This is a genomic window from Niallia sp. FSL K6-0212 (assembly GCF_038007605.1).
Lineage (GTDB): Bacteria > Bacillota > Bacilli > Bacillales > Cytobacillaceae > Niallia > Niallia circulans.
In genome coordinates this window covers 4,367,871-4,394,170 of sequence record NZ_JBBOXL010000001.1, presented here as the reverse complement: position 1 = coordinate 4,394,170, position 26,300 = coordinate 4,367,871, and the positions used below count along the sequence as shown (strand labels likewise).

34 protein-coding genes and 1 tRNA gene are annotated in these 26,300 nt (G+C 34.3%); 31 read left to right on the top strand and 4 right to left on the bottom strand.

All coding sequences use genetic code 11. The features are described from left to right. The first annotated feature begins 23 nt into the window (after positions 1-23). The 7 genes from MHH96_RS21220 to MHH96_RS21190 all read left to right on the top strand — a co-directional run bounded on the left by MHH96_RS21220 (position 24) and on the right by MHH96_RS21190 (position 7,073). Positions 24-239 (top strand): YqgQ family protein, encoded by a 216-nt coding sequence (locus MHH96_RS21220; protein WP_047941253.1) that lies wholly within the window; start codon positions 24-26, stop codon positions 237-239. Continuing rightward, the gene (locus MHH96_RS21215; protein ID WP_047941252.1) at positions 239-1,201 is read left to right on the top strand and encodes an ROK family glucokinase; all 963 of its coding nucleotides are present in this window, start codon (positions 239-241) and stop codon (positions 1,199-1,201) included. Before MHH96_RS21220 ends, MHH96_RS21215 begins: the two co-directional genes overlap by 1 nt. A gap of 291 nt (positions 1,202-1,492) precedes the next feature. After that, positions 1,493-3,391, top strand: coding sequence for an LTA synthase family protein (locus MHH96_RS21210; RefSeq protein WP_341117982.1), 1,899 nt, complete (start codon positions 1,493-1,495; stop codon positions 3,389-3,391). A 129-nt stretch (positions 3,392-3,520) separates the two neighbouring features. Further along, on the top strand, positions 3,521-4,708 hold the full coding sequence (locus tag MHH96_RS21205) for a M14 family metallopeptidase (protein ID WP_341117981.1): 1,188 nt from the start codon (positions 3,521-3,523) through the stop codon (positions 4,706-4,708). A gap of 173 nt (positions 4,709-4,881) precedes the next feature. Continuing rightward, a complete protein-coding gene (locus MHH96_RS21200) occupies positions 4,882-6,009 on the top strand; it encodes a YqgU-like beta propeller domain-containing protein (RefSeq protein ID WP_061798534.1) in 1,128 nt (375 codons plus the stop codon). A 97-nt stretch (positions 6,010-6,106) separates the two neighbouring features. Beyond that, complete coding sequence (locus MHH96_RS21195) at positions 6,107-6,424, top strand: MTH1187 family thiamine-binding protein (RefSeq protein WP_047941248.1); 318 nt, start codon at positions 6,107-6,109, stop codon at positions 6,422-6,424. 13 nt (positions 6,425-6,437) lie between these two features. After that, complete coding sequence (locus MHH96_RS21190; protein ID WP_047941247.1) at positions 6,438-7,073, top strand: MBL fold metallo-hydrolase; 636 nt, start codon at positions 6,438-6,440, stop codon at positions 7,071-7,073. Between the two features lie 33 nt (positions 7,074-7,106). Here the strand turns inward: MHH96_RS21190 and MHH96_RS21185 are convergent, their stop codons facing one another. Beyond that, positions 7,107-7,805 carry a helix-turn-helix transcriptional regulator gene (locus MHH96_RS21185; protein ID WP_341117980.1) on the bottom strand — a complete coding sequence of 233 codons (699 nt, stop codon included), beginning with the start codon at positions 7,803-7,805 and terminating at the stop codon, positions 7,107-7,109. Between the two features lie 270 nt (positions 7,806-8,075). Here MHH96_RS21185 and MHH96_RS21180 point away from each other — a divergent pair, with 270 nt between their 5' ends. Next, positions 8,076-9,119, top strand: a complete 1,044-nt coding sequence (locus MHH96_RS21180) for a flavin-containing monooxygenase (protein WP_341117979.1) — start codon at positions 8,076-8,078, stop codon at positions 9,117-9,119. Positions 9,120-9,162: 43 nt separating this feature from the next. Continuing rightward, positions 9,163-10,095 carry a cation diffusion facilitator family transporter gene (locus tag MHH96_RS21175; RefSeq protein ID WP_047941244.1) on the top strand — a complete coding sequence of 311 codons (933 nt, stop codon included), beginning with the start codon at positions 9,163-9,165 and terminating at the stop codon, positions 10,093-10,095. Between the two features lie 66 nt (positions 10,096-10,161). Here the strand turns inward: MHH96_RS21175 and MHH96_RS21170 are convergent. Next, a tRNA-Gln gene (locus MHH96_RS21170) sits at positions 10,162-10,233 on the bottom strand. Positions 10,234-10,455: 222 nt separating this feature from the next. Between MHH96_RS21170 and MHH96_RS21165 the strand changes: the two genes are divergently transcribed. Continuing rightward, positions 10,456-11,247 carry an ATPase, T2SS/T4P/T4SS family gene (locus tag MHH96_RS21165; protein ID WP_445669000.1) on the top strand — a complete coding sequence of 264 codons (792 nt, stop codon included), beginning with the start codon at positions 10,456-10,458 and terminating at the stop codon, positions 11,245-11,247. On the opposite strand, the gene MHH96_RS21160 is transcribed toward MHH96_RS21165, so the two are convergent. Then, on the bottom strand, positions 11,183-12,637 hold the full coding sequence (locus tag MHH96_RS21160; RefSeq protein WP_341117978.1) for a recombinase family protein: 1,455 nt from the start codon (positions 12,635-12,637) through the stop codon (positions 11,183-11,185). The genes MHH96_RS21165 and MHH96_RS21160 overlap by 65 nt on opposite strands. Before the next feature lie 68 nt (positions 12,638-12,705). Beyond that, the gene (locus tag MHH96_RS21155) at positions 12,706-13,338 is read right to left on the bottom strand and encodes a LexA family protein (protein WP_341117977.1); all 633 of its coding nucleotides are present in this window, start codon (positions 13,336-13,338) and stop codon (positions 12,706-12,708) included. A 166-nt stretch (positions 13,339-13,504) separates the two neighbouring features. Here MHH96_RS21155 and MHH96_RS21150 point away from each other — a divergent pair, with 166 nt between their 5' ends. The 21 genes from MHH96_RS21150 to MHH96_RS21050 all read left to right on the top strand — a co-directional run bounded on the left by MHH96_RS21150 (position 13,505) and on the right by MHH96_RS21050 (position 26,104). Continuing rightward, a complete protein-coding gene (locus MHH96_RS21150) occupies positions 13,505-13,750 on the top strand; it encodes a helix-turn-helix domain-containing protein (protein WP_341118143.1) in 246 nt (81 codons plus the stop codon). A gap of 21 nt (positions 13,751-13,771) precedes the next feature. Next, on the top strand, positions 13,772-13,915 hold the full coding sequence (locus tag MHH96_RS21145) for a hypothetical protein (protein WP_341117976.1): 144 nt from the start codon (positions 13,772-13,774) through the stop codon (positions 13,913-13,915). Beyond that, positions 13,890-14,537 carry a Rha family transcriptional regulator gene (locus MHH96_RS21140; RefSeq protein ID WP_341117975.1) on the top strand — a complete coding sequence of 216 codons (648 nt, stop codon included), beginning with the start codon at positions 13,890-13,892 and terminating at the stop codon, positions 14,535-14,537. The genes MHH96_RS21145 and MHH96_RS21140 overlap by 26 nt, the downstream gene beginning before the upstream one ends. A 15-nt stretch (positions 14,538-14,552) precedes the next feature. Beyond that, on the top strand, positions 14,553-14,753 hold the full coding sequence (locus tag MHH96_RS21135) for a hypothetical protein (protein ID WP_341100355.1): 201 nt from the start codon (positions 14,553-14,555) through the stop codon (positions 14,751-14,753). Between the two features lie 83 nt (positions 14,754-14,836). Beyond that, complete coding sequence (locus MHH96_RS21130) at positions 14,837-15,028, top strand: hypothetical protein (RefSeq protein ID WP_047943125.1); 192 nt, start codon at positions 14,837-14,839, stop codon at positions 15,026-15,028. Positions 15,029-15,115: 87 nt separating this feature from the next. Beyond that, entirely contained in the window at positions 15,116-15,475 is a 360-nt protein-coding gene (locus MHH96_RS21125) for a hypothetical protein (protein WP_341117974.1), read from the top strand. 10 nt (positions 15,476-15,485) lie between these two features. Then, entirely contained in the window at positions 15,486-16,997 is a 1,512-nt protein-coding gene (locus MHH96_RS21120) for an AAA family ATPase (protein WP_341117973.1), read from the top strand. Beyond that, entirely contained in the window at positions 16,997-17,158 is a 162-nt protein-coding gene (locus tag MHH96_RS21115; protein ID WP_312093734.1) for a DUF6906 family protein, read from the top strand. Before MHH96_RS21120 ends, MHH96_RS21115 begins: the two co-directional genes overlap by 1 nt. 15 nt (positions 17,159-17,173) lie before the next feature. Then, positions 17,174-18,073, top strand: a complete 900-nt coding sequence (locus MHH96_RS21110; RefSeq protein WP_341117972.1) for a RecT family recombinase — start codon at positions 17,174-17,176, stop codon at positions 18,071-18,073. 5 nt (positions 18,074-18,078) lie between these two features. After that, entirely contained in the window at positions 18,079-18,825 is a 747-nt protein-coding gene (locus tag MHH96_RS21105; RefSeq protein WP_341117971.1) for an MBL fold metallo-hydrolase, read from the top strand. Next, entirely contained in the window at positions 18,826-19,179 is a 354-nt protein-coding gene (locus tag MHH96_RS21100; protein WP_341117970.1) for a hypothetical protein, read from the top strand. Between the two features lie 16 nt (positions 19,180-19,195). Then, positions 19,196-20,047: a conserved phage C-terminal domain-containing protein gene (locus MHH96_RS21095; protein WP_341117969.1), complete on the top strand. Its 852-nt coding sequence runs from the start codon at positions 19,196-19,198 to the stop codon at positions 20,045-20,047. Then, positions 20,025-21,329, top strand: a complete 1,305-nt coding sequence (locus MHH96_RS21090) for a replicative DNA helicase (protein WP_341117968.1) — start codon at positions 20,025-20,027, stop codon at positions 21,327-21,329. The genes MHH96_RS21095 and MHH96_RS21090 overlap by 23 nt, the downstream gene beginning before the upstream one ends. Positions 21,330-21,340: 11 nt before the next feature. Further along, on the top strand, positions 21,341-21,649 hold the full coding sequence (locus MHH96_RS21085; protein ID WP_341117967.1) for an IDEAL domain-containing protein: 309 nt from the start codon (positions 21,341-21,343) through the stop codon (positions 21,647-21,649). Beyond that, positions 21,646-22,197 carry a hypothetical protein gene (locus tag MHH96_RS21080; protein ID WP_341117966.1) on the top strand — a complete coding sequence of 184 codons (552 nt, stop codon included), beginning with the start codon at positions 21,646-21,648 and terminating at the stop codon, positions 22,195-22,197. Before MHH96_RS21085 ends, MHH96_RS21080 begins: the two co-directional genes overlap by 4 nt. Before the next feature lie 2 nt (positions 22,198-22,199). After that, positions 22,200-22,679 carry a hypothetical protein gene (locus MHH96_RS21075; RefSeq protein ID WP_341117965.1) on the top strand — a complete coding sequence of 160 codons (480 nt, stop codon included), beginning with the start codon at positions 22,200-22,202 and terminating at the stop codon, positions 22,677-22,679. 182 nt (positions 22,680-22,861) lie between these two features. Further along, positions 22,862-23,419: a dUTP diphosphatase gene (locus MHH96_RS21070; RefSeq protein ID WP_341117964.1), complete on the top strand. Its 558-nt coding sequence runs from the start codon at positions 22,862-22,864 to the stop codon at positions 23,417-23,419. Positions 23,420-23,553: 134 nt separating this feature from the next. Next, on the top strand, positions 23,554-23,856 hold the full coding sequence (locus tag MHH96_RS21065) for a MazG-like family protein (RefSeq protein ID WP_341117963.1): 303 nt from the start codon (positions 23,554-23,556) through the stop codon (positions 23,854-23,856). A 319-nt stretch (positions 23,857-24,175) separates the two neighbouring features. Further along, complete coding sequence (locus tag MHH96_RS21060; protein ID WP_341117962.1) at positions 24,176-24,553, top strand: hypothetical protein; 378 nt, start codon at positions 24,176-24,178, stop codon at positions 24,551-24,553. Positions 24,554-24,649: 96 nt separating this feature from the next. Further along, the gene (locus MHH96_RS21055; RefSeq protein ID WP_341118142.1) at positions 24,650-25,090 is read left to right on the top strand and encodes an ArpU family phage packaging/lysis transcriptional regulator; all 441 of its coding nucleotides are present in this window, start codon (positions 24,650-24,652) and stop codon (positions 25,088-25,090) included. Positions 25,091-25,231: 141 nt separating this feature from the next. Then, positions 25,232-26,104 (top strand): cation diffusion facilitator family transporter, encoded by an 873-nt coding sequence (locus MHH96_RS21050; protein WP_061800874.1) that lies wholly within the window; start codon positions 25,232-25,234, stop codon positions 26,102-26,104. Positions 26,105-26,300 lie beyond the last annotated feature (196 nt).

The window sequence follows — 26,300 nt, the reverse complement described above, 5'->3', positions numbered from 1 at the left end:
AAAGAATGAAATCGAGGGGTACCATGCAAACAATTTATGACGTGCAGCAGTTTTTAAAAAAGTACGGGACAATCATTTATGTTGGAGATCGAGTAGGCGATTTACAATTAATGAAATCCGAAATTAAAGAATTATATCAATCTCAATTAATAAAAGAACAAGAATTCGATTCTGCTATGCGACTGCTTAATCAAGAAATACAATACTTAGAGGATAAGAGAAATCGGGGGAATGTGTGATGCAAGAAAAATGGGTAGCTGGAATAGATTTAGGCGGAACAACGGTGAAAATTGCTTTTTTATCTTTAAATGGCGATTTAATTGATCATTGGGAAATCCCGACAGATAATTCTGAGGAAGGGAAAAATATAACATCTGATATTGCAAAATCCATTGATGCTAAATTGAAGGAATTAGGTCATTCGAAAGAGGATGTTTTAGGTGCAGGAATGGGTGCGCCAGGTCCTTTTGATTATGAAACAGGAATTATTTTTAATACGGTAAATTTAGGCTGGCCCGATAATTTTCCTTTAAAAGCTCGCCTTGAAGCAGATTTAGGATTGCCAGTAACGATTGATAATGATGCTAACTGTGCTGCTTTAGGTGAAATGTGGAAGGGAGCTGGAGAAGGAGCAAAGGATTTAGTTTGCGTAACACTGGGGACTGGTGTTGGCGGAGGCGTTATTATTAATGGAGATATTGTGCAAGGCGTTAAAGGAGCTGCTGGTGAAATAGGTCATCTAACTGCAATTGTGGAAAATGGAGCTCCTTGTAACTGTGGGAAAACTGGCTGTTTAGAAACGATTGCATCTGCAACGGGAATTGTTCGTTTAACGAAAGAAAGATTAGCGGAAAGGCATACATTAAGCGAGCTTCATTCGTTACTAGATCAAGAAGGGGCGATTACAGCAAAAGATGTATTCGATGCAGCTAAAGGAGGGGACGAATTAGCTAATGAAATCGTTCAATTTGTTGCATTTCATTTAGGGCTAGTGTTAGCAAATATTGCTAATACGTTAAATCCTGAGAAAATTGTCATAGGTGGAGGAGTATCAAAAGCTGGAGATGTCCTGTTAGATCCTGTAAAAGAGAATTTTATGAAATTTTCCTTTAAAAGTGTAGCAGAGTCAACTGTCATTGATGTTGCGACTCTTGGAAATACAGCAGGGGTAATTGGTGCTGCGTGGTTGGCTAAAAGTTAATCGAGCTAGGTACAAATAGATAGGATTATTAAGAATGAAAAAAATCTTCTTCCATTTGGAAGGAGATTTTTTTTTAGGTATTTTAAATGATAGGAATAATTACGATAAAATTTCTGAAAATTTTCGTCTGATTGGACGTTTAAAAAAGAGTAAGCTATTATAATAATACACAAAGATGAAAATTAGATTAAAATTTCATAAAGATTAGCTTTATATAATAAAAATATTGTAAAATGTGTAAAGTGATAATTTTCGAGATTTTGTTTGATCAATAGTTAGGAGGATTCACCATTGTTTAAGAAAAAATTGGAGTGGTCAAAGCTATCACTTATAACGATTGCAACAGTTTTACTATGGATTAAAACAAATATTGCCTATATTACAAGCTTTGATATTAAAATTGAAAATTGGATTCAACAATTCATATTAATCATTAATCCTTTAAGTTCCATATTATTTATACTAGGAATATCCATGTTTTTCTCAGAAAAAAATCAAAAGAGATATATATTAATTTCAAGTCTGATTCTCTCGTTTGTTTTGTACGCAAATGTGGTTTTTTATCGAGTTTATACAGATTTTTTAACTCTGCCGCTTTTATTTCAAACAAGTAATATGAGTGATTTAGGAAGTAGTATTAGAGAGTTAATCCATGTTACGGATATTCTTTTCTTTGTTGATATTATTTTGCTTATTGTCATTATGAAAAAGAAACCAGCATTTGTAAAAATTCCGAAATACACAAGAGTTCACAAGAGTATTTTCTATTTACTTACGATAAGCTTAGCTTTTTTTAATCTAAGTTTAGCAGAAACGCAAAGAACGCAATTGTTAACTCGAACATTTGATAGAGAGCTTTTAGTGAAAAATATTGGAACATATAATTATCAACTTTATGATATTTTTCTGCAAACAAAGACTTCTGCACAAAGAGCATTTGCAGATGGCAGTGAATTAACAGATATGGTTAATTATAATCAGGCAAATTATACAGAACCAAATAAGGACATGTTTGGTATTGCTAAAGGTAAAAATGTAATCATGGTTAGTCTAGAGTCTACTCAGTCGTTTACAATCAATCGAGAAGTTAATGGCGAAGAAATTTCACCATTTTTAAATGATTTTATTAAACAGAGCTTCTATTTTGAAAATTTCTACCACCAAACTGGACAAGGTAAAACTTCAGATTCGGAATTCATTGTGGAAAATTCATTGTATCCATTAAGTAGAGGGGCTGTTTTCTTTACTCATTCTGGAAATGAATATCAGGCAACTCCTGAAATTTTAAATGAAAATGGATATTACACAGCTTCCTTACATGCAAATAATAAGAGTTTCTGGAATCGTGATATTATGTACCAAAGTATAGGATACCAACGATTTTATGAGATTAATGATTATGAGGTGAATGAGGAAAACTCTGTTGGCTGGGGGCTGAAGGATATTGACTTCTTCGAGCAATCAATCGCCCATTTAAAAGAAATGCCGCAGCCTTTTTATAGTAAATTTATTACGCTGACAAATCATTTTCCTTTTGAGTTAGAAGAGGAAGACAAATTTATCGAGCCATTAACAACCGGCAGTAAAACACTGAATAACTATATTCCTACTGTCCGTTATCAGGATGAAGCATTGAAAAATTTTATTGAGAAACTAAAAGAAGAAGGTCTCTATGAAAATAGCATTATTGTACTGTATGGAGATCATAATGGCATTTCGGAAAATCATAATAAAGCAATGAGTGAGTTATTAGGAGAAGAAGTGACTCCTTTTGTAAGCACTCAATTACAAAGAGTGCCTTTTGTTATCCATATTCCAGGAATGGAAGGGAAAACATTGTCAACAGTATCTGGTCAAGTGGATATCAAGCCGACTCTTCTTCATTTGCTCGGGATCGAGACAAAAAATGATATTCAATTTGGATCTGATCTTTTCTCTGATAACAAGGATCCATTTGTTGTCTTACGAGATGGCAGCTTTATCACAAATGATTATGTGTATACGAAAGAAGTTTGTTATGATCGAGCAACTGGAGAAGCAGTCAATGGAGACGGGTGTGAGCCTTATATAGAGCAGGCGAATTTAGAATTGCAGTATTCTGATAGTATTATTTATGGAGACTTATTGCGGTTCTATGATAAAGAAAAAGGGATGCTTGATATAGTAGAAGAAGCGAATAAAAAAAAGTAGAATGATGGAGCTTTGTGATAAATGTAGAAATACCTACTTTGTCACAAAGCTTTTTTATGAATAAGAAAAAGTACCATAAGTAATGTTTTTTAGTGCGGTTCATATATATATAGGGAGAGGAGTGGGCATATGGAGATTAAATTGAGACCAGGAGATACACTTTGGTACTATAGTCAGCTTTTTATGGTTCCCTTGAATCTTATTTTAGACAGTAATCCTCATGTTAATCCGAATAAATTAGCAGCTTCAGAAACTATCCAAATACCTGGATTTGAATTACAGGTTCATAAGATAAAGCAGGGAGAAACTCTGTGGAAATTGGCAGGAGTAAGAAATATTTCAGTGGATAGTATTTTATTAATAAACCAACATGTAAATCCGAATAATCTTCAAGTAGGCGATGAAATTTATATTCCAAATCGCATTATTGGAAGAATAGTACAGGGAAAGAAAAAGTATGATTATCATTCCTTGCAAGTCGATCTAAATAGATTAAAGAAAATTTTTCCATTCATTCAAGTGAAGAGTATTGGTAAAAGTGTATTAGGACATAATATTGAGGAAATTAGAATAGGAAAAGGTACAAAAAAGGTTCATATAAATGCATCATTCCATGCCAATGAATGGATTACTACGCCGATTTTAATGGTGTTTTTGAATGATTTTTTATTATCTTTAACGAATGGGACAAATATTCATCGTGTTCATACAATGCCATTATATCAGTCTGTTGACTTATCCATTGTACCGATGGTCAATCCAGATGGAGTTAATTTGGTCTTAAATGGTCCTCCAGAAGAAGAGAAGGAGAAATTATTCTCGATAAATGGTGGAAGCACTGATTTCACTAGCTGGAAGGCAAATATCCGTGGGGTTGATTTGAATAATCAATTTCCGGCAAATTGGGAAATTGAAAAGGAAAGGAAAGAACCAAAATCGCCAGCACCAAGAGATTATCCGGGAGACACGCCATTGTCTGAACCTGAGGCTCAAGTGATGGCGAAGCTTGCGCATAAAGAGAATTTTGACTGTTTAATAGCATTGCATACGCAAGGAAAAGAATTTTATTGGGGCTATGAAGGGCTAGAGCCAGCAGAATCGCAAACGATAGCAAATGAATTTTATAGAGTGAGTGGATATAAAGCCATTCAAAATGTAGATAGTCATGCTGGTTATAAAGATTGGTTTATTCAAGAATTTAGAAAGCCAGGATTTACATTAGAGTTGGGAAAAGGGATAAATCCTCTTCCTCTATCCCAATTTACTGAAATCTATCATGACACATCAACGATTTTCTTAGCGTCTTTATATTTGTAGATTTACAGTAGATGAAATGTATGGAGTGTAAATAAGCACCTATTATGGAGGAATATTTCTCATTTTAGTAAAATATCAAAGCGTATTTGAAAAAAAGCCGAAAAAATCGGCTTTTTTATGTTACTATTCTATAGAGTAAATAAAACATGAAAAGTAGTATAGGAGTGTGAAAAATGTTTCCATTAGGTAAGAGAAACACACTAGGAATAGTTCTTCTCTTCACTTTTTTCACACTTATTCTGTCTGGCTGTGTACCAAGACAGAATAATTCAGCCAGTGAAAATGAAGCGAAGGACAAAAATATCAATAACAACACGATGCTTCCTCCTATTAGTCCAGTTGAAGGAGATTTTGAGCAAGTATATGGCTGGATAAAGAATGATACAATTTGTTATTCGGCGAAAGTAGAGGGTGTTAATAAAATTTACACTTATAACATCTATACTGGAAAGCATATTCCTTTATATGAATCGGTAACAGAATTGTCAAATGTGATACTCAATAAAAATCAACTTTTAATATACAATGCTCTTTCTGATGAAGAAGGAGAAATTCATATCATTGATATGAAGGGAAATGAAGTGCTTACTAGAAAATTGCAAAGCTATGAAACAGATTTTGCGTGGAATCCTTATAGTGAAAATGAACTATTAATTACTACTTTCACCAAGGATTGGGAAAGTAAAGTATCTGTATTGGATATTCAAGAAAATGAATTAAGTGATTTTCCTGTGTCTACGCCCTTTCCCCAATGGCAATCAAAGGAAAAAGTAATGTATTTAGAGTGGGACCAAAGCTCCCCTTCCTTTTACGCTCCTCTTAAAATTTTCAATTTGGAAACAAAAGAAGAAAAAGAATGGGACGTACCTGATATTTATTTTATAGAAGAGAAAAATGGTTATCTCCTTACTCTGGCCGGTTCATCTAAAGAAGAGGAAGCCATTTATACCTTTTATGATTCTGAATTAAAGAAGCAAGGAAGTGTCCGCTTACCTAGATTATCTAAATTTTCCAATTGGTTAGTACCAAACTATACTTTTTATGAGAATAAATTTCTTACTTTTGTTCCCAAAAATAGTGGTAATGCGGAAACTTATCAAGATGGCTTTAATCTTGTTGAAATAAATATGGAAACAGGTGAAAGCAAAAAGATAGATACGGAAATGGAATTAGAGGATCAGCCTATCCAAATTTCGAGTGATGGAAAATATTGTCTATTTGGTTATTATTATGAAAATATGCTGGATATGGAAACGGGCGAAATTAGCTCCTTATTTTCTACCACTATTCACAATAGTTGATGATGGCATAAAAATATGCCATCATAATCATGGAACATAATCAAGTATCTTTGTCTTATATATGGTTAAATATACGGTTGAAAGGAGAATATAGTTAATGGCAATTGTAGATGTAACAGTTATACCAGTAGGAACACAAACACCAAGTGTAAGTGCATATGTAGCAGATATACAAAAAGTGCTTATGGGTTATGAGGAAAAAGGGCAAATTCGGTTCCAATTAACGCCGATGAATACAATTATTGAGGGAGAGCTTCCTGTTTTATTTGAAGTAATCCAAGCTATGCATGAAGTTCCTTTTGAAAAAGGGCTTGTTCGTGTTTGTACAAATATCCGAATTGATGATAGACGGGATATTAGTAGAAAAATGGAAGATAAAGTAGAACGTGTTGTAAGTCAATTAGAGAGTAGATAGGAGGGGTTATGGGATGGAGTATAAACAAATTCCTTTAGGACCAATCCAGACAAATTGTTATTTAATATGGAATGAAAACAAGGATTGTTTGGTGATAGATCCTGGGGCAAATGGAGAAAAGTTAATAAAGATAATTCAGGAGTTAGGATTATCTCCTATAGCAATTCTGTTAACACATGCTCACTTTGACCATATTGGTGCAGTGGAAGATGTTCGGACAGAGTATAGTATTCCCGTATATGTACATAGCAAAGAGGAAGAATGGCTAATTAATCCGAAATTAAACGGCAGTGAAGCATTTAGGCTGCCGAATCCGATTGTAACAAGACCTGCTGAGCATTTCTTAGATGAAAATCCAAGCATGACAATCGGTGATTTTACCTTTCAAGTGATGGAGACACCAGGGCATTCTCCAGGCAGTGTTACGTTTTATTTTGAAAAGGAGAATTGGGCATTTGTAGGCGATGCCCTTTTCTATGAAAGTATCGGCCGAACAGATTTAGCTGGCGGGAATCAAAGAACATTGCTAACTAGTATCCATGAGAAGTTATTGAATTTACCTGAAGACACATTAGTGCTTTCCGGTCATGGCAGAAAAACGACGATTGAGCATGAAATGGACCATAATCCATATATTAATGGCTTTTAAATGAGAAAAAGAGAAGGGGCTCCTTCTCTTTTTTTATTGCACGATTGTTTTATAAGCGCATTGATCACAACCAGTAATAATATTTTGTTTCTCGATTAACTGAACATCTTTAAACAAAGCTTCGAACATTCCTGTAAAGAAGGATTGGTGCATGGTACAAACTTTCTTCTTATGTTCTACAGCTACTTCTTTAAATGGACAGTTATAAATTTCAAAATATAAAGAGGTTTGATCATCATTCCATTCCAATGCAGGTAACTGTCCGGTCATTAAACTAGCATTTTGTAATAAACGTATTTTATCCTCATTCGATAATAGTGCTGTGTTGTTTGTAATACGTGCAATCTCCTGCTCCATCATCTCTTTGCCAAATGTTTTTCCTGTTTCATAAAGTGCTTTGCTTCCCTCTGCTCCAAGGCTTTCAAGCGTTTTCAATAAAATGCTGCTTAATAATTGATAATCTCGAAAAGGAAAGCTAAATTGAATAACTTCATCTGATAAACGATATAGTCTGCTGGGGCGACCACCTTTACCTGTTTTTTTTGTTTCTGAGTGTAGCATTCTTACATCTTCTAACTTAGATAAATGCAAGCGAGCTACATTTGGATGGATGGAAAATTCATCCGCTATTTCTTGAACAGTGACATCTTGATGAAGTTTTGTAATGTACTGATAAATATAGAAACGAGTTGGATCTGATAAGACATTTGTAACTTTTAGTGTATTTTCCATATTAAATGTTCCTCCTGAGGACTAATTTTCTTTATTATAATATAGCAATCTACCATAAACATGGTTAAAACGATAAGTTTATAAAATGTTCACAACTTCACAAATATTTTGTTCATAAATTGTACATATTCACTATTTGAAGCATGAGCAACGTTTTAAATAGATTATTAAAAGAGAAGTGGAACTTATTGTTAATTTTTATTGACAGATTTATTAATTAGATTATAATGAATATATGAACACATATTCATATAATGGAGGACGGTTGTTATGAGTTACGATGTAATAATAATTGGCGGCGGGCAAGCCGGGCTTGCGATGGGTTACTTTTTAAAGAAAAGCGGCTTATCTTTTCTCATAGTAGAAAAAGAAACATCTATAGGTGAAAGCTGGAGAAAGAGATATGATTCATTAACTTTGTTTACTCCACGTTTTTACAGTTCTCTTCCTGGATTTCCGCTGTATGGGGATTTGGATGGCTATCCCACAAAAAATGAAATAGCAGACTATTTATTTGATTATGCGACCACGTTTTCGCTGCCAGTTCAATTAAATACAGAGGTAAAGGAACTATCAAAGACAAAGGAAGGCTTTAAGGTAGTTACTAATGAGGGTGTATTAGCAGCTAAAAAAGTGATTATTGCTACTGGTCCCTTTCAAAAACCATTGATACCTTCATTTGCTTCTAGTTTATCTGAAAATGTAGTCCAGCTTCATACATCGCAATATCATAATCCGAAACAAATTAAAGAAGGACCGGTTTTAATTGTAGGAGCCGGGAATTCAGGGGCGCAAGTTGCAGCGGAGCTTTCAGACAAATATTTGGTATACCTATCAGTAGGTCATAAAATTCGTTTTTTACCACAAAATATAGGGAATAAGAGTATTTTCTGGTTATTTGAGAAAATGAAAATATATAAAGCAAGTACCTATTCCAAAATAGGTCAATGGCTAAGGAAGAAACCAGACCCAGTTTTTGGATTTGAATTAAGGGCAAAAATAAAAAGTGGAGCAATAACAGTATTTCCGCGCACAGAAAGAATTGTCGATGATACTTTTGAGTTTATAGATAAACGCAGACTAAAAGTTAACACTGTTATCTGGGCTACCGGTTTTTATCATGATTATAGTTGGATTAACATTCCACAAGTAATAAATGTAAACGGAAATCCTATTCATAAGAAGGGAATAACGAATATTGCTGGATTGTATTTTTTAGGATTACCATGGCAAACAAATAGAGCTTCCAGTCTGCTTCAAGGAGTTGGGGATGATGCAGCATATATCTATCAACATTTACGGAGAAACATGTAAAAAGCAAGCAAATATCATTTTTTAGAAACAGGAGGAAGATAAGATGGGACATTCTCATGGGCACGACCATAGTCATCATGGACATCATCATGGTTTCGAAGAAATAAGAGAAGGAAATAAAAAGGGCTTACTTATAGCGTTAATCATAACAACTGGTATTATGCTGTTAGAGTTTTTTGGTGGTTTACTTACAAATAGTCTTGCTTTATTGTCAGATTCAGGTCATATGCTAAGTGATGCAAGTTCTCTTTTTTTAAGCTTTCTAGCAATCTGGTTCGCCACACGACCTGCCTCTTCGAGTAAAACCTACGGCTATTATCGTTTTGAAATTTTAGCTGCCTTATTTAATGGTGTTACATTGTTTGTTATCGCCTTTTTTATCATATTAGAGGCAATCGAACGATTTTCCCAACCACCTGCTGTCTCAAGTGGAACGATGATGATAATAGCTGTAATTGGACTATTAGCGAATATGATCAGTGCCCTAGCATTATTGAGAAAAGGCGATGTAGAGGGCAATGTTAATTTGCGAAGTGCTTATTTACACATTCTAGGTGACGCATTGGGCTCTGTTGGCGCAATAATTGCAGGCTGCCTCATGATTTTCTTTAAGTGGTATATTGCTGATCCAATCATATCTGTTGTAGTTGCGCTATTAATTTTGAAAAGCGGCTGGGGAGTAATAAAAACGTCCATCCATATTTTAATGGAAGGAACACCAACCACTATTAATAAAGAAGAGGTAAAAAAGGAGTTGGAAGGAATCGCTGGAGTTATCGATGTTCATGACTTGCATATATGGACAATCACTTCTGGATTGGATTCACTAAGCTGCCATTTATTAATTGATGATAAGAGTGATAGTCAAGTAATTCTACAGGTCGCGATTGATCGTCTGAAAGCTAAATTTAATATGGAACATACAACCATCCAAATCGAAAAGTCACAGATTCGGCATGATGATATGAATGTATAATAAAAGGTAAAGCCTCGATCTACTCGAGGCTTTTTTACAAAAAAAGACCCAGAACACGGGTCTCTACTGGGCTAGCTGGATTCGAACCAACGAATGACGGAGTCAAAGTCCGTTGCCTTACCACTTGGCTATAGCCCAAAATAGTTGACATCTATAGTATGGATAGGAGCTGGCATTTTATACAGATTTGTTGAACTTCTTGGAAAGATTGTTAGTCAATGTAGTGATGGAAAAGGACAATACTATTGTATAAGTATATTCTGACATTAAATTTAGCAAAAAAATTAAAAAGAAAGAAGGAATTTACCCTTTTTTGTCGAAATACATATTTGAAAAATATAAAGGTGGTGTTAAATATAAGTGTTATCGATTGAAGCTCTAGCAAATCGTATTATATGTGAAGCAGTAGAACAGAATGCTACTGATATTCACATAACCCCAAAACAGAAGGAATCTGTTCTCCAATTTAGAATTGCCAATCATTTAATTAATTACTTAGTAATTTCAGCAAATGAATGTGACAAGTTGATCTCTCATTTTAAATTTACAGCTTCTATGGATATTGGCGAAAGAAGAAAACCGCAAAATGGATCCATTTCCACAACAGTCAAAGGTCAGTATATTGGCTTACGACTTTCAACCTTACCATCTCACCCTCATGAGAGTTTAGTAATTCGTTTACTTTCCGACCAAAATATGCTTCCAATCTATCACATCTCTTTATTTCCAAATATTTCTCGTAAATTAATCTCCTTGCTAAAGCACGCACACGGATTAATAATTCTGACCGGTCCAACTGGATCAGGGAAAACAACAACACTCTACTCTCTCCTAAATGAAAATGCTCATCTTTATCAGCGAAATGTAATTAGTTTAGAAGATCCCATTGAAAAAACGCAGGAAAACGTTTTGCAAGTTCAAGTCAATGAGAAAGCAGGTATTACGTATTCCACTGGCTTAAAAGCAATTCTTCGCCATGATCCAGATATTATTATGGTTGGCGAAATCCGCGATAAAGAAACCGCTCATATTGCAATAAGGGCGAGTTTAACAGGTCATTTAGTATTGATAATAGACACATGCAGGGTTATAAGAAGGCTATACTTTCAATTACAACAGACTCAGGTGTTAGTCGTTGCTCAGTTTTATTAACTTTAATTTCTTTTACAACTAATTGAATAAATTTTTTCTTTTCATGAGTTTCTAATTTACTCCAATTTTTTTGAAGATCTTTTAACAACAAAGACAACTTAGCATCTTTTGAGTTATTTTCTATGTTATTTTGTAAATTCCAAAGTTCTTCCCTCAGTTTTTTTTCTTTTTCATCTTCTTCAAAATTTCTTTTCCTTAAATCATCATCAGAAATCATATTATTTACCCAAGCATATTGCCATTTTGATCTTCGTTTTTCTAATTCGACTAATTCGTTGTTAATTTTTATTATCTTTATATTCGAATTGTTTTTTTCAGAAAGGGAAGAAGTTGCATAGTCAGTAACTTCGTTTTTTAAATTCCATTCTGAAATTTTGTTAAGGAATTGAATTTCTAAATAACTTTGAGCAATACTGGGAGCATCACAAGTACCATATCTTTTGTTGTTGCAATAGTAGTGGTGAGATGTGTATTTTTTATTATTTCTTTTCATACTGCTTGTCTTACTGTTCATTACTCCACCACATCTAACACATTTTAAAACGCCTGTAAATATATGCGGGCTAGTTGCTCTTCTTGGGTGTTTAACTGAACGTGATTTTATCATTTCTTGTACTTCATAAAATTTTTCAGGAGTAATAATTGGATCTACTACATTCTCAACTTCAAAATATTGTTCTTTATTAACTCTGTAGTTATATCTCATTGTCCCTATATAGATTTTATTAGTTAATACATAACGAATGGTTGCTGTTTTCCAACTGACTCCAGCCTTGCTTCGGTAACCTTTATCGTTCATCATTTTGGCTATCTTAGTCATTCCGTAAAGTCCAGTTAAATAAGTATCAAAAATTTCCTTAACCACTTCGGCTTCCTTTTCATTAATTTTTAGGAAATCCCCAGCACGATCAAAACCAACAGGAGGAACATTAATTGCCCATTTTCCTTCTTTTGCTTTTTGGTTTAATCCCATTCTTATTCTTTCACCCATATTTTCTCTTTCCCACTGAGCAAGAGCTGCAACTAGGGTTATAAATAATCTACCCATTGCGGTTGTTGTATCGTATACTTCCGTAGCGGATTTAAACTTTACATTATATTGCTCGAAAGTATTTAACATTGTATATAAGTCAAGTACTGATCTAGTTAATCTATCTAATCTATAGACTAGTACACAGTCAAATATCCCATCATTAATATCTTCTAGCATCTTCGTTAATTCAGTACGGTTCATATCTTTGGCACTTTGGCCGTCATCAATATAAGTTTTTACAACTTTCCAATCTTGAGAAGCGGCATAAGACTCTAAGCGATTTAACTGAGCCTTAATTGAATAACCTTCTTCTGCTTGTTCTTCTGTAGAAACACGTATATATAATGCTACTTTCATTAAAAAATTCCTCCTTTTAAAAAAAGGAGAGCCGTCGCTCCCCATCATTTAAATTGCTAGCTAGTAATTTAAAGATCAACTGTAAATCTAATTGCCTTACCTATGATTCTTGCTGGATTTTCTTTGTTTACAATAATAGGTTCATAAGCAGGGTTTTCAGGCATTAACATAACAAGACCACCAAGTTTTTTTACTCTTTTTAAAGTTGCCTCAGTATCTCCATTTATTAACACTGCTGCTATTTCTCCATTTTCTACGTCGCTTTGTTGTCTAATCATCACTGAAGATCCATCCGGAATAGTAGGCTCCATTGAATCACCTTTAGCATCAAGGTAATAAATTTCTCCATTTGGTAAGTTTTCAGGTGATTCGTATCTATAACCAACAAAGTTTTCTTCTACATATATTGGATCTCCACAAGCTATTGTTCCTAAAACAGGAACTTTAACTAATTCTGTAGTAGTAGAGTATAGGTTATTAGGCTTGTCTTCTGTAAGATCAGAACGATAAATACCAAAATAATCAGCCATTAATTGTATCTTATCTATTCTTGGATATGTATTTCCTTTCATCCAGTTAGAAACGGTTGTTTCTGGTATGTTTAAATCTCTAGCTAAATCAGTTTGATTTTTCCCCATTCGGTCTAAATATTTCTTAATATTCTTAGCCATAATTTGTTTTAAATTTTCTTTCTCGCTCATTTCTACACCTCCTTTCTTCCTTAATATTACCGTTTTTCGGTAGTGTTGTAAAGAGGTAAAATACTTTTTTTCGGTACTTTTTTTCATTTTAATGATTGACAATACCGTTTAAAGGTAGTATATTAAAAACATAGAAATAAGGAAAGGAGTTGAGAGCATGAACAGAGTGTTTCAAATATCATTAGCAGCAGCTAGAGTTAATGCAGGATTAAAGCAGATGGAAGCAGCAAAGGAACTTGGTATTACTGAAAAAACTCTTGGTGGATATGAACGCGGGCAAACCGCTATTCCTGGTCATGTTTTACAAAAGGCAGCAAAACTTTATGATATACCTTCTGATTTGATTAGACTTCCAAATGTTAATGATGGAAAGCACGATGATGAATTTTTTTTAAATGATAGTACCGTTTAAAGGTAGTGAGGTGTTAATTAGATGAACCAACCTTCAGATGAAGCATTAAAAAAATTATGTGTTTTTCTTTTACAGACTTCAGTTCCTCGGATACTGGAAGAAGAACGATTAGAAGAAAAAAAGAGAGAGGAGAAACAAAATGAGCCAATTAGTTTTTGTAAATGACAATCAAGTATTCACAGATAGTTTGACAGTTGCAGAAGTGTTTGGGAAACGACACGATGTTGTACTACGAGATATTAGAAATTTGGAATGTAGCGAAGAATTTAATCTCCACAATTTTGCGGAGATCGATTATACGGATGAACGAAATAGAACGTATAAAAAATACTTAATTAAACGTGATGGATTAGCATTTCTAGTGTTTGGTTACACAGGTGCAAAAGCTGCTGAATACAAAGAAAAATATATTCAAGCATTTAACTTAATGGAAGAAGAACTAAGAAAACCAAAAGTACTTACAGATCGCGAACAACGTGTGGAAGCCTTAAAACTAACTCTAGAACATGAAGAAAAGCTAGTTGAATACGACGGGCGTTTATCCAAACTAGAAGACAACGTAAGAATAGATTCATTCGAACAGAATGCCTTGCAGAAACAGATTAAAAAGCGTGTGTACAAAGTATTCGAAACAGCCAATCCGAATGGGTTAGACCTAAAGAAATTGTTCCCATGCATCCACAGAAACTTTAGAGATGCGTTTGGAGTACCGACTTATCGTGACTTGAGAAAACTTGATTATGAAGAAGCCATATCATGGGTGAAGACATGGAGACCATTAATCTAAAAGGAGGACTACCAAATGAAGCAGCCATTACAGAAATTCGAATTTGCAACATCCATACTAAGATTTGCTAAAGATCATGATATTCCTACTGAAACGGTGAAAGAAGCTATTGAATTATTGCATAGAGATCTTTGTCCGAAAAAGGAGCCAATGATTCTTAACGTACCAGAAGTTAAATTTCCACCATTTAAACCATTGAAAGGGAGTTGGTTGTAATGAAAATCAAACCAGCTGAATGGTTAAAGCTTAATTCAGAAGAAAAGCAAAGATTGTTAAAGGCAAAGAAGGGTGTGAGGTAAATGAAAAAGTTCATATGTTTTGGAGAAACAGAAGATTCCCAAGAGCAATGGTTATTAATTGATGCAAAAGACAAAAATGAAGCGATGGAAATAGCCTTTCGTTCCAGTGATTTAGCAGAAATTCAAGCTTGTACTGAATTAACACCAAACGATGAGTCTGGAATTTCTCACACATTTATATGTATTGACTAATTACTACATCGACAAAAGTCGGAACTCTTTTTGCGCAAGTTGCAAAATTTGATGATGAAGTTGGAATATTTTAAGGAGGTGATACATATGGGCTTACACGGTGAAGTTATTGTTTGGCAGATGACAGAAGAAGAACGGTTGGCTTACATAGCAAAGCATCCGATTGTGCCAAAAGAAAGACCAGCAGGCGTTAAGTTTTCCAATATCCACGAAATGAAGAGAAAAGAAGCTTCTATGAATGGATACAAAAATGGGAAGCAAGCTAATTCAAATAATAAAATCTTGGACGAAGAAGACAAGAAGTTTATTCATGAGCAATATAGTACTGGATTACGTCTTCATGAAATTGCCGAGATACTAGGAGTAGAAAAGCATACTATAAATAACTTTATTAATGCAGAAAGAAAAAGAAATTCGCAAGCATTTCCAAGAAGAACAATTAGATAAGGAGGGCATTATGAAGATTCAATTTAAAGAACTAAAACTTATTAATTTCAAGTCCCACAGTGATATCCTGGTTTCCTTTGGCGAGAGAACTGATATCACCGGGGACAATGGGGAAGGTAAATCAACCATTCCGCAATCCATTACATGGTTACTTTATAACACAGATACTTTTGGAAGTAAACTAGATCCTACTCCGATTACTTACGATTCGGACGAAACAAAAGTTTCATTATTGCTTGATGTAGATGGAAAACAAGTGCTAATAGAACGTGTATTAAAAAAAGGTAAATCACAATGCTATGTCAATGAAGTACCGACAGCTGCAACAAAATTTAATAACTTTGTGAATGAATTATTTGATAAGGATTTGTTTTTATCACTTTATAATCCAAATTACTTTTTCACTATGCATTGGGAAAAGCAACGTGCGATGCTTCTGCAATATATCTCTGCTCCACTAAAAAAAGAAGTATTAATACACATGCTGGACAAGCAATCAGAAGTACTTGAACCACTGCTTAAAAAGCAATCTATAGATGATGTGAAGGCAGCACATTCAGATAAAAAGAAGCGCCTGGATAAACAGTATATTGCTGCACAAAGTAAAACAAAAACACTAAAAGAGCAATTAGAATATCATGCTCCAAGTGTTCCATTAGAGTCATTGCAAGCTGAATTGAAGCCATTACTTAAGCAAAGAAAAGAATTAGATGAAATCAACGATTCAGCGAATGATGTAAACATAAAAATTAATACGCTCAATACTAAAATTCACAATCTGAATAGAGAGAGAGACAGCATGAAAGATGATTGGGCTCTACTCAAAGAAGAGAAAATTGAGGACCATTGTCGTGTTTGTAAACAGCCTTTGCAAGATGAATCCTTAAAAGCAGCAGAAGAAGAAAAACAACAAAGAATGGATAACTTTAAAGCTTCTTTTAATGATGTTATTGCTCAACGAACAAAATTGGAAGAAGAACTAAAAACATTGGAATATATCGATGTTTCTGAAACAAGAGAAAAACTTATGGAATTGCAATCTAAGATAGAACCACTAGAAAAAGAGATTGCTAAACATAAAGATTATAAGCATTACGTGGACCAGGTAGAACAAGCAAAAGCAGAGGAAAAAGAGTGCTTAAAAACGCTAAACGAATCCATCTTTATTCTAGATAGCATTAAGGACTATAAAGCAAAAGAAGCTGAATTACAGGCCGAAAAAGTACAAGCCTTATTCACTACTTTATCTGTTCGTTTATTTAAACAAAATAAGACAGATGGAGAAATCAAGCCGGATTTTGAAATTGAAATGGATGGCAAACCTTACAGCAAGCTATCACTCTCTGAAACTATTCGAGCTGGCTTAGAACTTAGAGATGTGTTATCTGCTCAAAGTGAATTGATTACACCAGTATTTATTGATAATGCAGAGTCTATAACCAAATTTAAGGAGCCTATTGGCCAGCTGATACTTTGTCGAGTAGTAGTTAATCAAAAATTAGATATTAAGGCGGTGGGATGATGAAACAAGGTAAAAATCCTACTCGCAAACAAAAAGAAAACATTCGAAAAGCTGGTCTTAATCCCGACAACTGGCTGATTTATAAAAACCATGGTGAGAAAGTTTCATTGATTCATAGAAACACAGGTACCACTAGAGACATATTAAAAAATAATCGATAACTTGGAGGAAATAAAATGGCTAATAACTCAATCGTACAATATACACCGGAAATCACAGAAGCATTTAAACCAGAAGTACTACAGGTGATTAGAACATCAATTGCACCAACAGCAAGTGACCAGGAGTTTTTATTGTTCGCACATAAGGCTGCTTCTTACGGATTGGATCCATTCAAAAATGAAATATTCTTTATCAAATATGGAAACACAGCTCGTATTCAGTTTGCTGCAGAAGCGTATCTTGCTAAGGCTAGACAACAAGAAGGCTTTCAACCACCTGATACACAAATGGTGCATGAGAATGATGAATTTAAAATTGCAATGAACAAAGAAACAAAGGAAATGGAAGTAGTTCTTCATGAAATTGGCTTCCCGCGAGGAAAAATCATTGGTGCCTATTCTATTGCTTATCGTGATGGACATAGACCTGTAACAGTAATTATGGACATTGAAGAAGTTTCTCATATGTTCACTGGCCAAAATAAAGATAACTGGAATAAGTGGACAGCTGATATGTTTGGAAAACACGTTCAACAACGTGCCTTGAAAAAGCAATACGGTCTTGAATTTGAGGATGAAACAATTACTCATGGCGAGCCAGAAACTAATATTCCAGAGTATAAGCCACAAGAAAGAAAAGATATTACTCCAACACAAGAAGTAATTGATACACCTAAGCAAGAAGAGCCTAAAAAGCTAACTCCTACAGAAAAGGCTCGTGCTGAAATGAACGCTAAATTTAAGAAGCTAGGCATTGTTGGTAAAGATGCAATTGCTGCATATATCGAACAGCATGCTCCTGATTTAGTTGGTAAAAACCCAACTTTAGCACAACTAACTGGGTTAAATGATTTATTGGACATGCATATCGATTTGAAAGAAGCTCAAGAGTCTAGTGCGGACAGTTTGGACTGATACTCATGAAAGTAGACATTATAGCAAGTGGTTCGAGTGGCAACGTGATTGCCATTCGTTCCAATCAATCTACTATTCTTGTTGACGTTGGTATTGCTAAAACAAAGATTGAAAAAAGGTTATTGGAAGTTGGTATTTCACCAACAAGCATTGTGGCCATCTTTATCACACATGCCCATAAGGACCATGTGCAGGGATTGCCTTTAGCTAATAAATATAAGATTCCAGTCTATGCTGCCGAAAATGAATGGAAGTCTATGCCTAAAGTAGATGATGAATTAAAGAGATCTTTTAAAGCAGGAGATAGCATTAATTTTGAGGATAAGTTCTTTATTGAATCCTTCAAGACTTACCATGATGCTTATGATCCAGTTGGATATGCAGTAACGGATTATGAAAATAATAAATGCTCTATCTGTTTAGATACTGGACATGTAGATGAACTAATTCTTGAAAAGATGGAGTTTTCACAGATTTATATTATCGAATCAAATCATGAACCTAACATGGTGGAGGTTTCCGATTATCCTGACAGAGTAAAAGCTAGGATTCTCTCACGTGTGGGACATTTATCTAATGAGCAGACAGCTACAGCCCTTTCTAAGCTAGTTCAGGGATTAGGAGAACAAATATACCTAACACATTTATCAAGCAAAAATAACATGCCTGCGCTTGCTAAAATGACCACCATTAGAGCGCTTATGAAAAAGGGATACAAACAAAATGAACATTACAAAATTGAGGTGATTTAAGTGGAAAAGGTTGAACTACCACTTGATGTATATAACGCATTTGAAAACTTAAAAAGAACATGGGGAAGGTTATTGAAGAAAGAAGAGATGGATGTCATTTTTCTAAACATTACCCACATTGCTCAAGTTGGAGATGCAGTAGTACTTAAAAAATATGCTTTAGAGAATGCAACAAAATATATTCAAGCAGTTGCTAACGGATATGAATTAAATTCAACTGATAAGCTAATTTGTCAGGTCGATATGATGTTAAATATTTGGCTAGAAGAGCCATACGAAGATGAAGAAAAAGACAGATATAACTTTGCAAAAGATATTACTGAGTTTATAAAAAGTCAATTAGTAACACAGTGATCGGATGGTGATTCAGATGGCAAGGCCAACAAAAGAAGGACTCGAATACTTTCCATTGGACACTGATATTGACCAAGACGAAAAAATCATAGTTGTTGTTGCTAAATACGGCATGAAGGGTTTTGGGGTGATTGTTCGTCTCATGATGGAGGTGTATAGGAATGGCTATTTCTATCACTGGACGGAGAAAGAGCAGTATGTTTTTTCAATGAAAATCGTGGAGGCTGCAGACTTTGTCAATGAGGTTGTTCAGGAATGTTTGAAGTGGGGATTTTTTCATCAAGAGTTATATGATAAGTATGGAATCCTTACTTCAAAAGGGTTCCAAAAAAGATTTCTTCTTGCCGTCAATAGACGAAAAGGAGTGATCATAAAACCCGAATATGACTTAGTAAATGAAGTTAATGTAGACAATAACTCGGTTAATGATGACATTAATCCCGAAAATGTAGACAATAACACCACAAAAGAAAAGAAAGTAAAAGAAAGTAAAAGAAATAAAGATAATAACGTTTATGTTGAAATTCTTTCTTACTTAAACGAAAAGACAGGCAAGAACTACAGCCATAAATCAGAAGCAAATAAAAAGCTTATAAATGGTCGGATGAATGAAGGTCGAACAGTTGAAGACTTTAAACGTGTTATTGATGTGAAATGCGAAGAGTGGCTGCAAGATGAAAAGATGAGTCAGTACCTTAGACCAGCTACTTTGTTTAGTCAAAAAAACTTTGAGAACTATGTTAATCAAAAATTTAAGTCTGATACCAATCAACAAAAGCAGACTAAAGATTTTAGGGATAAGGATATAGCATTCTCTAAATTTGTAGCAGCAGGGGGAGATCCTAGTGAATTCGATTGGAGCAGCTGAACAAGAAATTAACGATATTTCGGTTGAACAATCTGTATTAGGGGCTATCCTTATTGATTCGAATGTTTTGGATGAAATTACTTTTCTAGAAGTTAGGGATTTTTCTTCTCAGAGGCACCAACAAATATACAAGGTTATGAGATATCTAGAAAAGAGAAGCGTTCCAGTTGATGTAGTAACAGTCACAGAAACCTATGTGAAATTCGACCAAGTAGAAAACATGGGCGGTGTATCCTACCTAATGGATTTAACAGCCGCTTGTCCTTCTACAGCTAGTACAGAATATTACGCTAGGATTATTCGTTCCAAGGCATTAGAACGTAGAGCAAAGAACATGGGCGAGATCATCAAAGGAATGACTAGGGATGATTATGAAACGGACGAAGAGTATTTCTCTGCTATTGAAACATTAGTTGGTGAAATGAGACCGCAGGATAATGTGAAAATGAGAAGCTTTTCTGAAAGTAAAGAAGATTACTTTAAACATCTATCCACCCAAGCAGATTACATAAAAACAGAGTTCAAGTTTTTTGATAATTGGGCGAAGGGATTATGGCGAGGTTGGTTATATGTAAGTGCTGGAAGACCATCAGTAGGTAAAACAGCTAAAATGCTTCAAACGTGTTATGGAGCTGCTAAACAACATAAAGGTGTAGTTCTTATTTTCTCTCAAGAGATGGGGGAAGACGAACTGAAAGACAGGATGATGTCTTCTGTTACAGGTATTCCATATCAAAGAATTAAAGCAAAAACTTTAAGTGAAAAAGAACTGGATACTTTAAAAAATGCGTATGAAGGTTTTGAATTTTTGCCTATTTTCATACAAGACAAGCCTTATATCACTATTGATGAAGTAAGGGCAATAGCAAGGCAGTTTAAGAAGAAGCATGGAAAAATAGCTTTAATTGCAGTGGACTATTTACAGATTATGAACATTCCACAACGTAAAGGTGAAAGTAGATCTCAAGCTATCGGAAATGTTACAGGAGCAGCCAAGCAAATAGCGAGAGAACTAGAGTGTTGTTTCTATATGCTTTCTCAAATGTCACGTGAGTTTGAAAAGGCATTGAAGCCGCAGCTATCACATTTAAAAGAGAGTGGTTCCATTGAACAGGATGCAGATGTAGTTGAGTTCCTTTGGCACAATCCAGACGATACGGAAATGGGCGGAAAAGTTATTCAACAGACAATAGCTAAAGGGCGAGATACAGGATTGAACGATTTTAGATTGTTGTTCCAAGGATGGAAGCAGCATTTTACGGAATTACCTAGTAAGGAATAGGAGGAATCGAAATGGCAGCTTTTAAAAAGGGTGAATGGGTTCTTGTTAATGGTCGCTTTACATGGGTGGGGTATATTACTTCAGTTTCTCACAAAACGGAAGAATGTGAAGTACGAGTTATAAAAAGAGTTAATGGGAAAGACTTTACAGCTGAACAAGTACTAATAGATGTTGATTTTGAAGATATGAAATTAATGGATAATCGCCTAGAAGAAGATCATTTATATCAGTTAATTGATTTAGCCCTTGATACAAAGGATAGGGAATGGTTCTTAGAATTACAAAGTATGTTGCCTAAATGTGAGGGAGTAACTATATGAGATTCGTAGGAATAGATCCATCTACTAAAACAGGTTTTGTTGCAATCGATGAACATGGCCATGTTTTAAAAGAAAAAGAGATTACAGGCATAGGAAAAGTAGATCCTAAGCGAATGAGAACCATGATTATAGATGTAATGGACCATATTAAAAAAGATGATGTTATAGCGATTGAAGGATTCGGATTTGCTTCACAGCAAGCTATTCAAAACGGTGGAATCGGCTGGGGTATTCGAATGGCTCTTGATGCCAGGAAGATTAATTATATTGAAGTCGCACCTAACGCTTTAAAAAAATACGTTGGTGTAACTGGATGGACAGGAGAAACAGGAAATAAGAAAAGATTATCAGGTTCAGAAAAGAAAAAGGCAGTTAAGGCGGCTGTGATTGAGCATTTTAACTATAGCCATAAAAGTGACAACGTTATAGATGCGTATGTGCTGGCGCAAATAGCATTAAGTCACTTTGTAGTTCAAGAAACAGAATCTATTCAACTAATGAACTATCAGTCACAAGTAATAGACACTATCTTAAAAGGAGCGAATTAATCATGCAAGTAACTGTTAAAGCACATTTCAATAAACAAACAAAGGATAGTAAGAAGGAGTTAGTACAGTTTTATGTTAAAGGTGAAGACGAGAAAAAGTCAGAACTAAACAAGTTAACTCGCGAAATGGTTCTTCTTGAAATTGAGGGGATAGAACATAAGCTTAAATGTGAATTTAACAAGATAACAAAGGACAGTAAGAAAACAACTTTAGATTTTATCGTAAAAGGCGATTCTTCTGCTGAAAATACATTTAATTTCTATAAAAAAGCTGGCTCAGATGTAACGCTGCATATCGTTGAAACTCAAATGAGTACAGATGATTTTGAGGACGAGCACGAGGGCATTCCCTATTCAGTTGATAAAGATGGAACAGCTAACATCAGTCCAGACCAACTTTCTTTAGATGATGTGGACAAAACAGAAGATGAACTGGACGGAGATCCATTTGCTTCTCCAAGCGATGAGGATTCATTAGATTAATAGCTTCACTCTCCTTCCTTCGGGAGGGAGAGAATCAAATTTTATATTTATCATTTTTTGTAAAAACCAAAATTAAATTACTTACAAATTCGAAAATGATTTGCAACATTATAAGCAACTCCTTTTAATCAATTGTATTTGTTTTAAGTAGCTTTAATGACAAGAGAAACGGAGGAATCAAAATGAACCTACAAAAATTATTCGATACACAAAAAGTGCTGCGTGACAGAATCGGCTATAACGGTGAAGATCGATTTGAAAAATTAATATTAGCATTGCTGGTTGAGATTGGTGAATGTGCGAATGAATGGAGAGGGTTTAAGTTTTGGAGCAAAGATCAAGAGCCAAGAACTAGTATGAACACATGTAATCATTGTAACCGTCTAGGAAGGAAGGCTTGTATCGGCTGTTATGGAAAGTTATATAACAATCCACTCCTTGAAGAATATGTGGACGGATTGCATTTTGTATTGGAGATTGGATTGGAACATGGAATTGACGAATTAATTGAAGTTTTAGCAATTGATGATTTAAAACTATCAAGCATAACAAAGCAGTTTACACTTTTGTTCCAAACGGACTGGGATGTGTATGAGGAAGGTAATGGTGGATATTATCATGAAGGTCTTGAATTATACATCGGTCTAGGTGAAATGCTCGGCTTCACATGGGAAGAGATAGAAACAGCTTACTTTGAGAAAAACAAAGTGAACCACGAACGTCAAAATACAGGGTACTAAAATGAGCATAATAAGCCTGTTTGATATGAATGTATGCCTCATGTGTAACGGGACTGGAATGATTGGGAAAAAGGTTTGTCAGCATTTTAAGGGTACTGGTGAGCCTCTATTAAAAGTTAGGAGGAAGAAAAATAATGAAAGATTTAACAACACAAATAAAAAAATGGGCTATTGATAGAAATTTACACACAGCTGATCCAAATAAGCAAATGCTAAAACTGATTGAAGAAGTTGGAGAACTTGCGCAAGGGATGGCGAAAAATAACAGTAAACAAATTATAGACTCTATTGGTGATGTGTATGTAGTATTAGTTATTTTGTCTGAACAACTTGGCTTGAACATTGAGCAATGTGTTGAATTGGCATATCAAGAAATTAAAGACCGTATAGGAAAAATGATTAATGGAGTATTCGTGAAAGAAGATGATTTGAAATAATAACTTTTTTCTCCAGTTTTTGGGCCGGTCAAGTATCTATATTTTTGATTATGTATTTGGGATTCAGATGTTAGGGGAAGATGCAGGTGCTAGTAGAGAAAAAGTCATTTGGATTAATTCAGTTGCTGCAAAACATGGTGAGTTTCAAGAAACACTGTTTTAGTTTAGCTTAAAAACCTAGAGTGAAATATTATTTAATAGTACAATATTCATAACAGTTGTTATAATCAGTAGATAGATATTACCGTGTTACCTAGTAAAGTAAGAATACCTTTAGTAGAAGTACCGAAAGATTTAAAGGAATAAAGGGGAAGAAACGTTGAAAAATGATAATTTTGTGTTTTTATTAGGAATTGGTTTTGTTGGTGCTGCAATGTGCGGATTAATTTTTAGTATAGATTCAAGCATAATCCTTGGATTAACTATATTTGGTTTCTGTTTAGCATTATCTGATTATTTTGCGATACCCCTTAGAGAAGGTGAAGAGACCTCATTTAATCAGCTAAACAAAACTAAGATTGTGTTTAAAGTTATTCAATATGCTTTTGTAGTTGGTTCAATACCAGTAGCGATTGGATTACCGTTATTAATTAATGATCTTTTTGCTAATCCTGAAGAAGCTTATTCCCAGTTTTCGAATTATATAGCAATCTTTAGCATTGGACTTTCTCTGATGATGAGAAAAAAATATCGATAGTAGATTGAATCGATCTTTTTTGAATGACAATAAATAAAGTAAATACAATTTTTTGTTCATTGATTATTTTTATGGGGGGAAGTCGTCTTGAAACAAATGTCTTTTGTGCTTCCTGAGATAGATAGAAAATTAACGCAGCAGGCTGTGGAAGGCGAACTAGAAAAATATCGATTATTCAAGTATCTAGAATTTGAAGAAAGAGAAGCGAGTATTACTGCAAGTTCAGAACTCAGATACCATGGACCAACTAATCAGACAAGCGACCAGACTTCCAATATTGCTACATATAACGTAGATCAACAAGCATATCGACAAAACTTCATCAATCGAGTAGAAAGAGCTGTAGCAAGGTTGCCTAAGATGGAGAGATTCTTGATTGAAGAAAGGTACATGACCAATGAATCTGAATATATAACGGATTACAATGTATATTGTTTTAAATTTCAACCACCAATAAGCCATGTGACATATAACAAAATCCGATGGAAAGCATTTTATCGATTAGCTTTAAACCTTAATGTAGCTATTACTAGATAATTGTCCCTAAGTAAGAAATTTCACCTTTACCAACTTAGTTAACTTAATCAATTTTTTATAAAAATGGACAAAAAGGTTTCTGTAGACCCACTCGAATTTTACTTGTTAATATTAGATTTATGTTGGCAAGGGGTGGATTGTATGGAAGAACAAAAGTATAAAAATTTAAAACTAGGTGAACGTGGAGCGATTATAAGTATTATTGCTTATATAGTCCTTTCAATATTTAAATTAGTAGTAGGGTATATTAGTAATTCTGCTGCTCTAAAAGCTGATGGACTAAACAACACTACTGATATTATAGCGTCAATTGCTGTATTAATAGGCTTAAGATTAGCTCAAAGACCACCAGATAGTAATCACAAATATGGACATTGGAAGAGTGAAGGCATTGCTTCAATGGTAGCTTCTTTTATTATGATGGTAGTTGGTTTACAAGTATTATTTGAAGCTACTACGTCTTTATTTAGAGGTGAGAGTGAATCACCCGACATTGTTGCAGCTTATGTCGGGTTGATCTCTGCAATAGTTATGTACTATGTTTATCGTTATAATAAAAAACTAGCATTAAGAATAAAAAGTACAGCTGTTATGTCTGCTGCCAAAGATAATATTTCTGATGCCTGGGTGAGTATAGGAACTGCAATAGGAATTTTTGGATCTCAGATGAATATGCCATGGTTAGATTCAGTTACTGCATTTATTGTGGGGATTTTAATATGCAAAACTGCTTTGGGGATATTTAAAGAAGCTACTCATGAACTTTCTGATGGATTTGATGAGGATAAGATAATGACTTACCAGGAAGCAATAATGAATATAGAAGGAGTAAAAGGAATTAAAGAAATTAAAGGAAGGAATTATGGGAACAATGAAGTTATTGATGTTGAAGTTCTTGTAAAATCAACATTGGACATAAGAAAAGCACATGATATAGCTGATATTATCGAACGTACTTTAAGGGACGATTATGGAGTTTATGATGTACACGTTCATGTAGAGCCAAATAATTAATAAAATATAAAAAAAATTTAAAAAAAGTTTAACAGTACTTTAAGATATTAGGTATTATCCGTGTTAAATTTATATTATCAAGAAAATATTCAAAAGAAACGTTCCTAGACTCATAGGAGCGTTTTTCTGTTTTAATGAACAAATACTCTAGTGAGTTATTAAAAACAAAATTTAGGCTATTTCTGTAAGTCTGAAC

Coding starts and splice junctions, on each gene's coding strand:
- MHH96_RS21220 (WP_047941253.1), top strand. CDS start 24: ATGCAAACAATTTATGACGTGCAGCAGTTTTTAAAAAAGTACGGGACA.
- MHH96_RS21215 (WP_047941252.1), top strand. CDS start 239: ATGCAAGAAAAATGGGTAGCTGGAATAGATTTAGGCGGAACAACGGTG.
- MHH96_RS21205 (WP_341117981.1), top strand. CDS start 3,521: ATGGAGATTAAATTGAGACCAGGAGATACACTTTGGTACTATAGTCAG.
- MHH96_RS21200 (WP_061798534.1), top strand. CDS start 4,882: ATGTTTCCATTAGGTAAGAGAAACACACTAGGAATAGTTCTTCTCTTC.
- MHH96_RS21195 (WP_047941248.1), top strand. CDS start 6,107: ATGGCAATTGTAGATGTAACAGTTATACCAGTAGGAACACAAACACCA.
- MHH96_RS21190 (WP_047941247.1), top strand. CDS start 6,438: ATGGAGTATAAACAAATTCCTTTAGGACCAATCCAGACAAATTGTTAT.
- MHH96_RS21185 (WP_341117980.1), bottom strand. CDS start 7,805: ATGGAAAATACACTAAAAGTTACAAATGTCTTATCAGATCCAACTCGT.
- MHH96_RS21180 (WP_341117979.1), top strand. CDS start 8,076: ATGAGTTACGATGTAATAATAATTGGCGGCGGGCAAGCCGGGCTTGCG.
- MHH96_RS21175 (WP_047941244.1), top strand. CDS start 9,163: ATGGGACATTCTCATGGGCACGACCATAGTCATCATGGACATCATCAT.
- MHH96_RS21160 (WP_341117978.1), bottom strand. CDS start 12,637: ATGAAAGTAGCATTATATATACGTGTTTCTACAGAAGAACAAGCAGAA.
- MHH96_RS21155 (WP_341117977.1), bottom strand. CDS start 13,338: ATGAGCGAGAAAGAAAATTTAAAACAAATTATGGCTAAGAATATTAAG.
- MHH96_RS21145 (WP_341117976.1), top strand. CDS start 13,772: ATGAACCAACCTTCAGATGAAGCATTAAAAAAATTATGTGTTTTTCTT.
- MHH96_RS21140 (WP_341117975.1), top strand. CDS start 13,890: ATGAGCCAATTAGTTTTTGTAAATGACAATCAAGTATTCACAGATAGT.
- MHH96_RS21135 (WP_341100355.1), top strand. CDS start 14,553: ATGAAGCAGCCATTACAGAAATTCGAATTTGCAACATCCATACTAAGA.
- MHH96_RS21130 (WP_047943125.1), top strand. CDS start 14,837: ATGAAAAAGTTCATATGTTTTGGAGAAACAGAAGATTCCCAAGAGCAA.
- MHH96_RS21125 (WP_341117974.1), top strand. CDS start 15,116: ATGGGCTTACACGGTGAAGTTATTGTTTGGCAGATGACAGAAGAAGAA.
- MHH96_RS21120 (WP_341117973.1), top strand. CDS start 15,486: ATGAAGATTCAATTTAAAGAACTAAAACTTATTAATTTCAAGTCCCAC.
- MHH96_RS21115 (WP_312093734.1), top strand. CDS start 16,997: ATGAAACAAGGTAAAAATCCTACTCGCAAACAAAAAGAAAACATTCGA.
- MHH96_RS21110 (WP_341117972.1), top strand. CDS start 17,174: ATGGCTAATAACTCAATCGTACAATATACACCGGAAATCACAGAAGCA.
- MHH96_RS21105 (WP_341117971.1), top strand. CDS start 18,079: ATGAAAGTAGACATTATAGCAAGTGGTTCGAGTGGCAACGTGATTGCC.
- MHH96_RS21095 (WP_341117969.1), top strand. CDS start 19,196: ATGGCAAGGCCAACAAAAGAAGGACTCGAATACTTTCCATTGGACACT.
- MHH96_RS21085 (WP_341117967.1), top strand. CDS start 21,341: ATGGCAGCTTTTAAAAAGGGTGAATGGGTTCTTGTTAATGGTCGCTTT.
- MHH96_RS21080 (WP_341117966.1), top strand. CDS start 21,646: ATGAGATTCGTAGGAATAGATCCATCTACTAAAACAGGTTTTGTTGCA.
- MHH96_RS21075 (WP_341117965.1), top strand. CDS start 22,200: ATGCAAGTAACTGTTAAAGCACATTTCAATAAACAAACAAAGGATAGT.
- MHH96_RS21070 (WP_341117964.1), top strand. CDS start 22,862: ATGAACCTACAAAAATTATTCGATACACAAAAAGTGCTGCGTGACAGA.
- MHH96_RS21065 (WP_341117963.1), top strand. CDS start 23,554: ATGAAAGATTTAACAACACAAATAAAAAAATGGGCTATTGATAGAAAT.
- MHH96_RS21055 (WP_341118142.1), top strand. CDS start 24,650: ATGTCTTTTGTGCTTCCTGAGATAGATAGAAAATTAACGCAGCAGGCT.
- MHH96_RS21050 (WP_061800874.1), top strand. CDS start 25,232: ATGGAAGAACAAAAGTATAAAAATTTAAAACTAGGTGAACGTGGAGCG.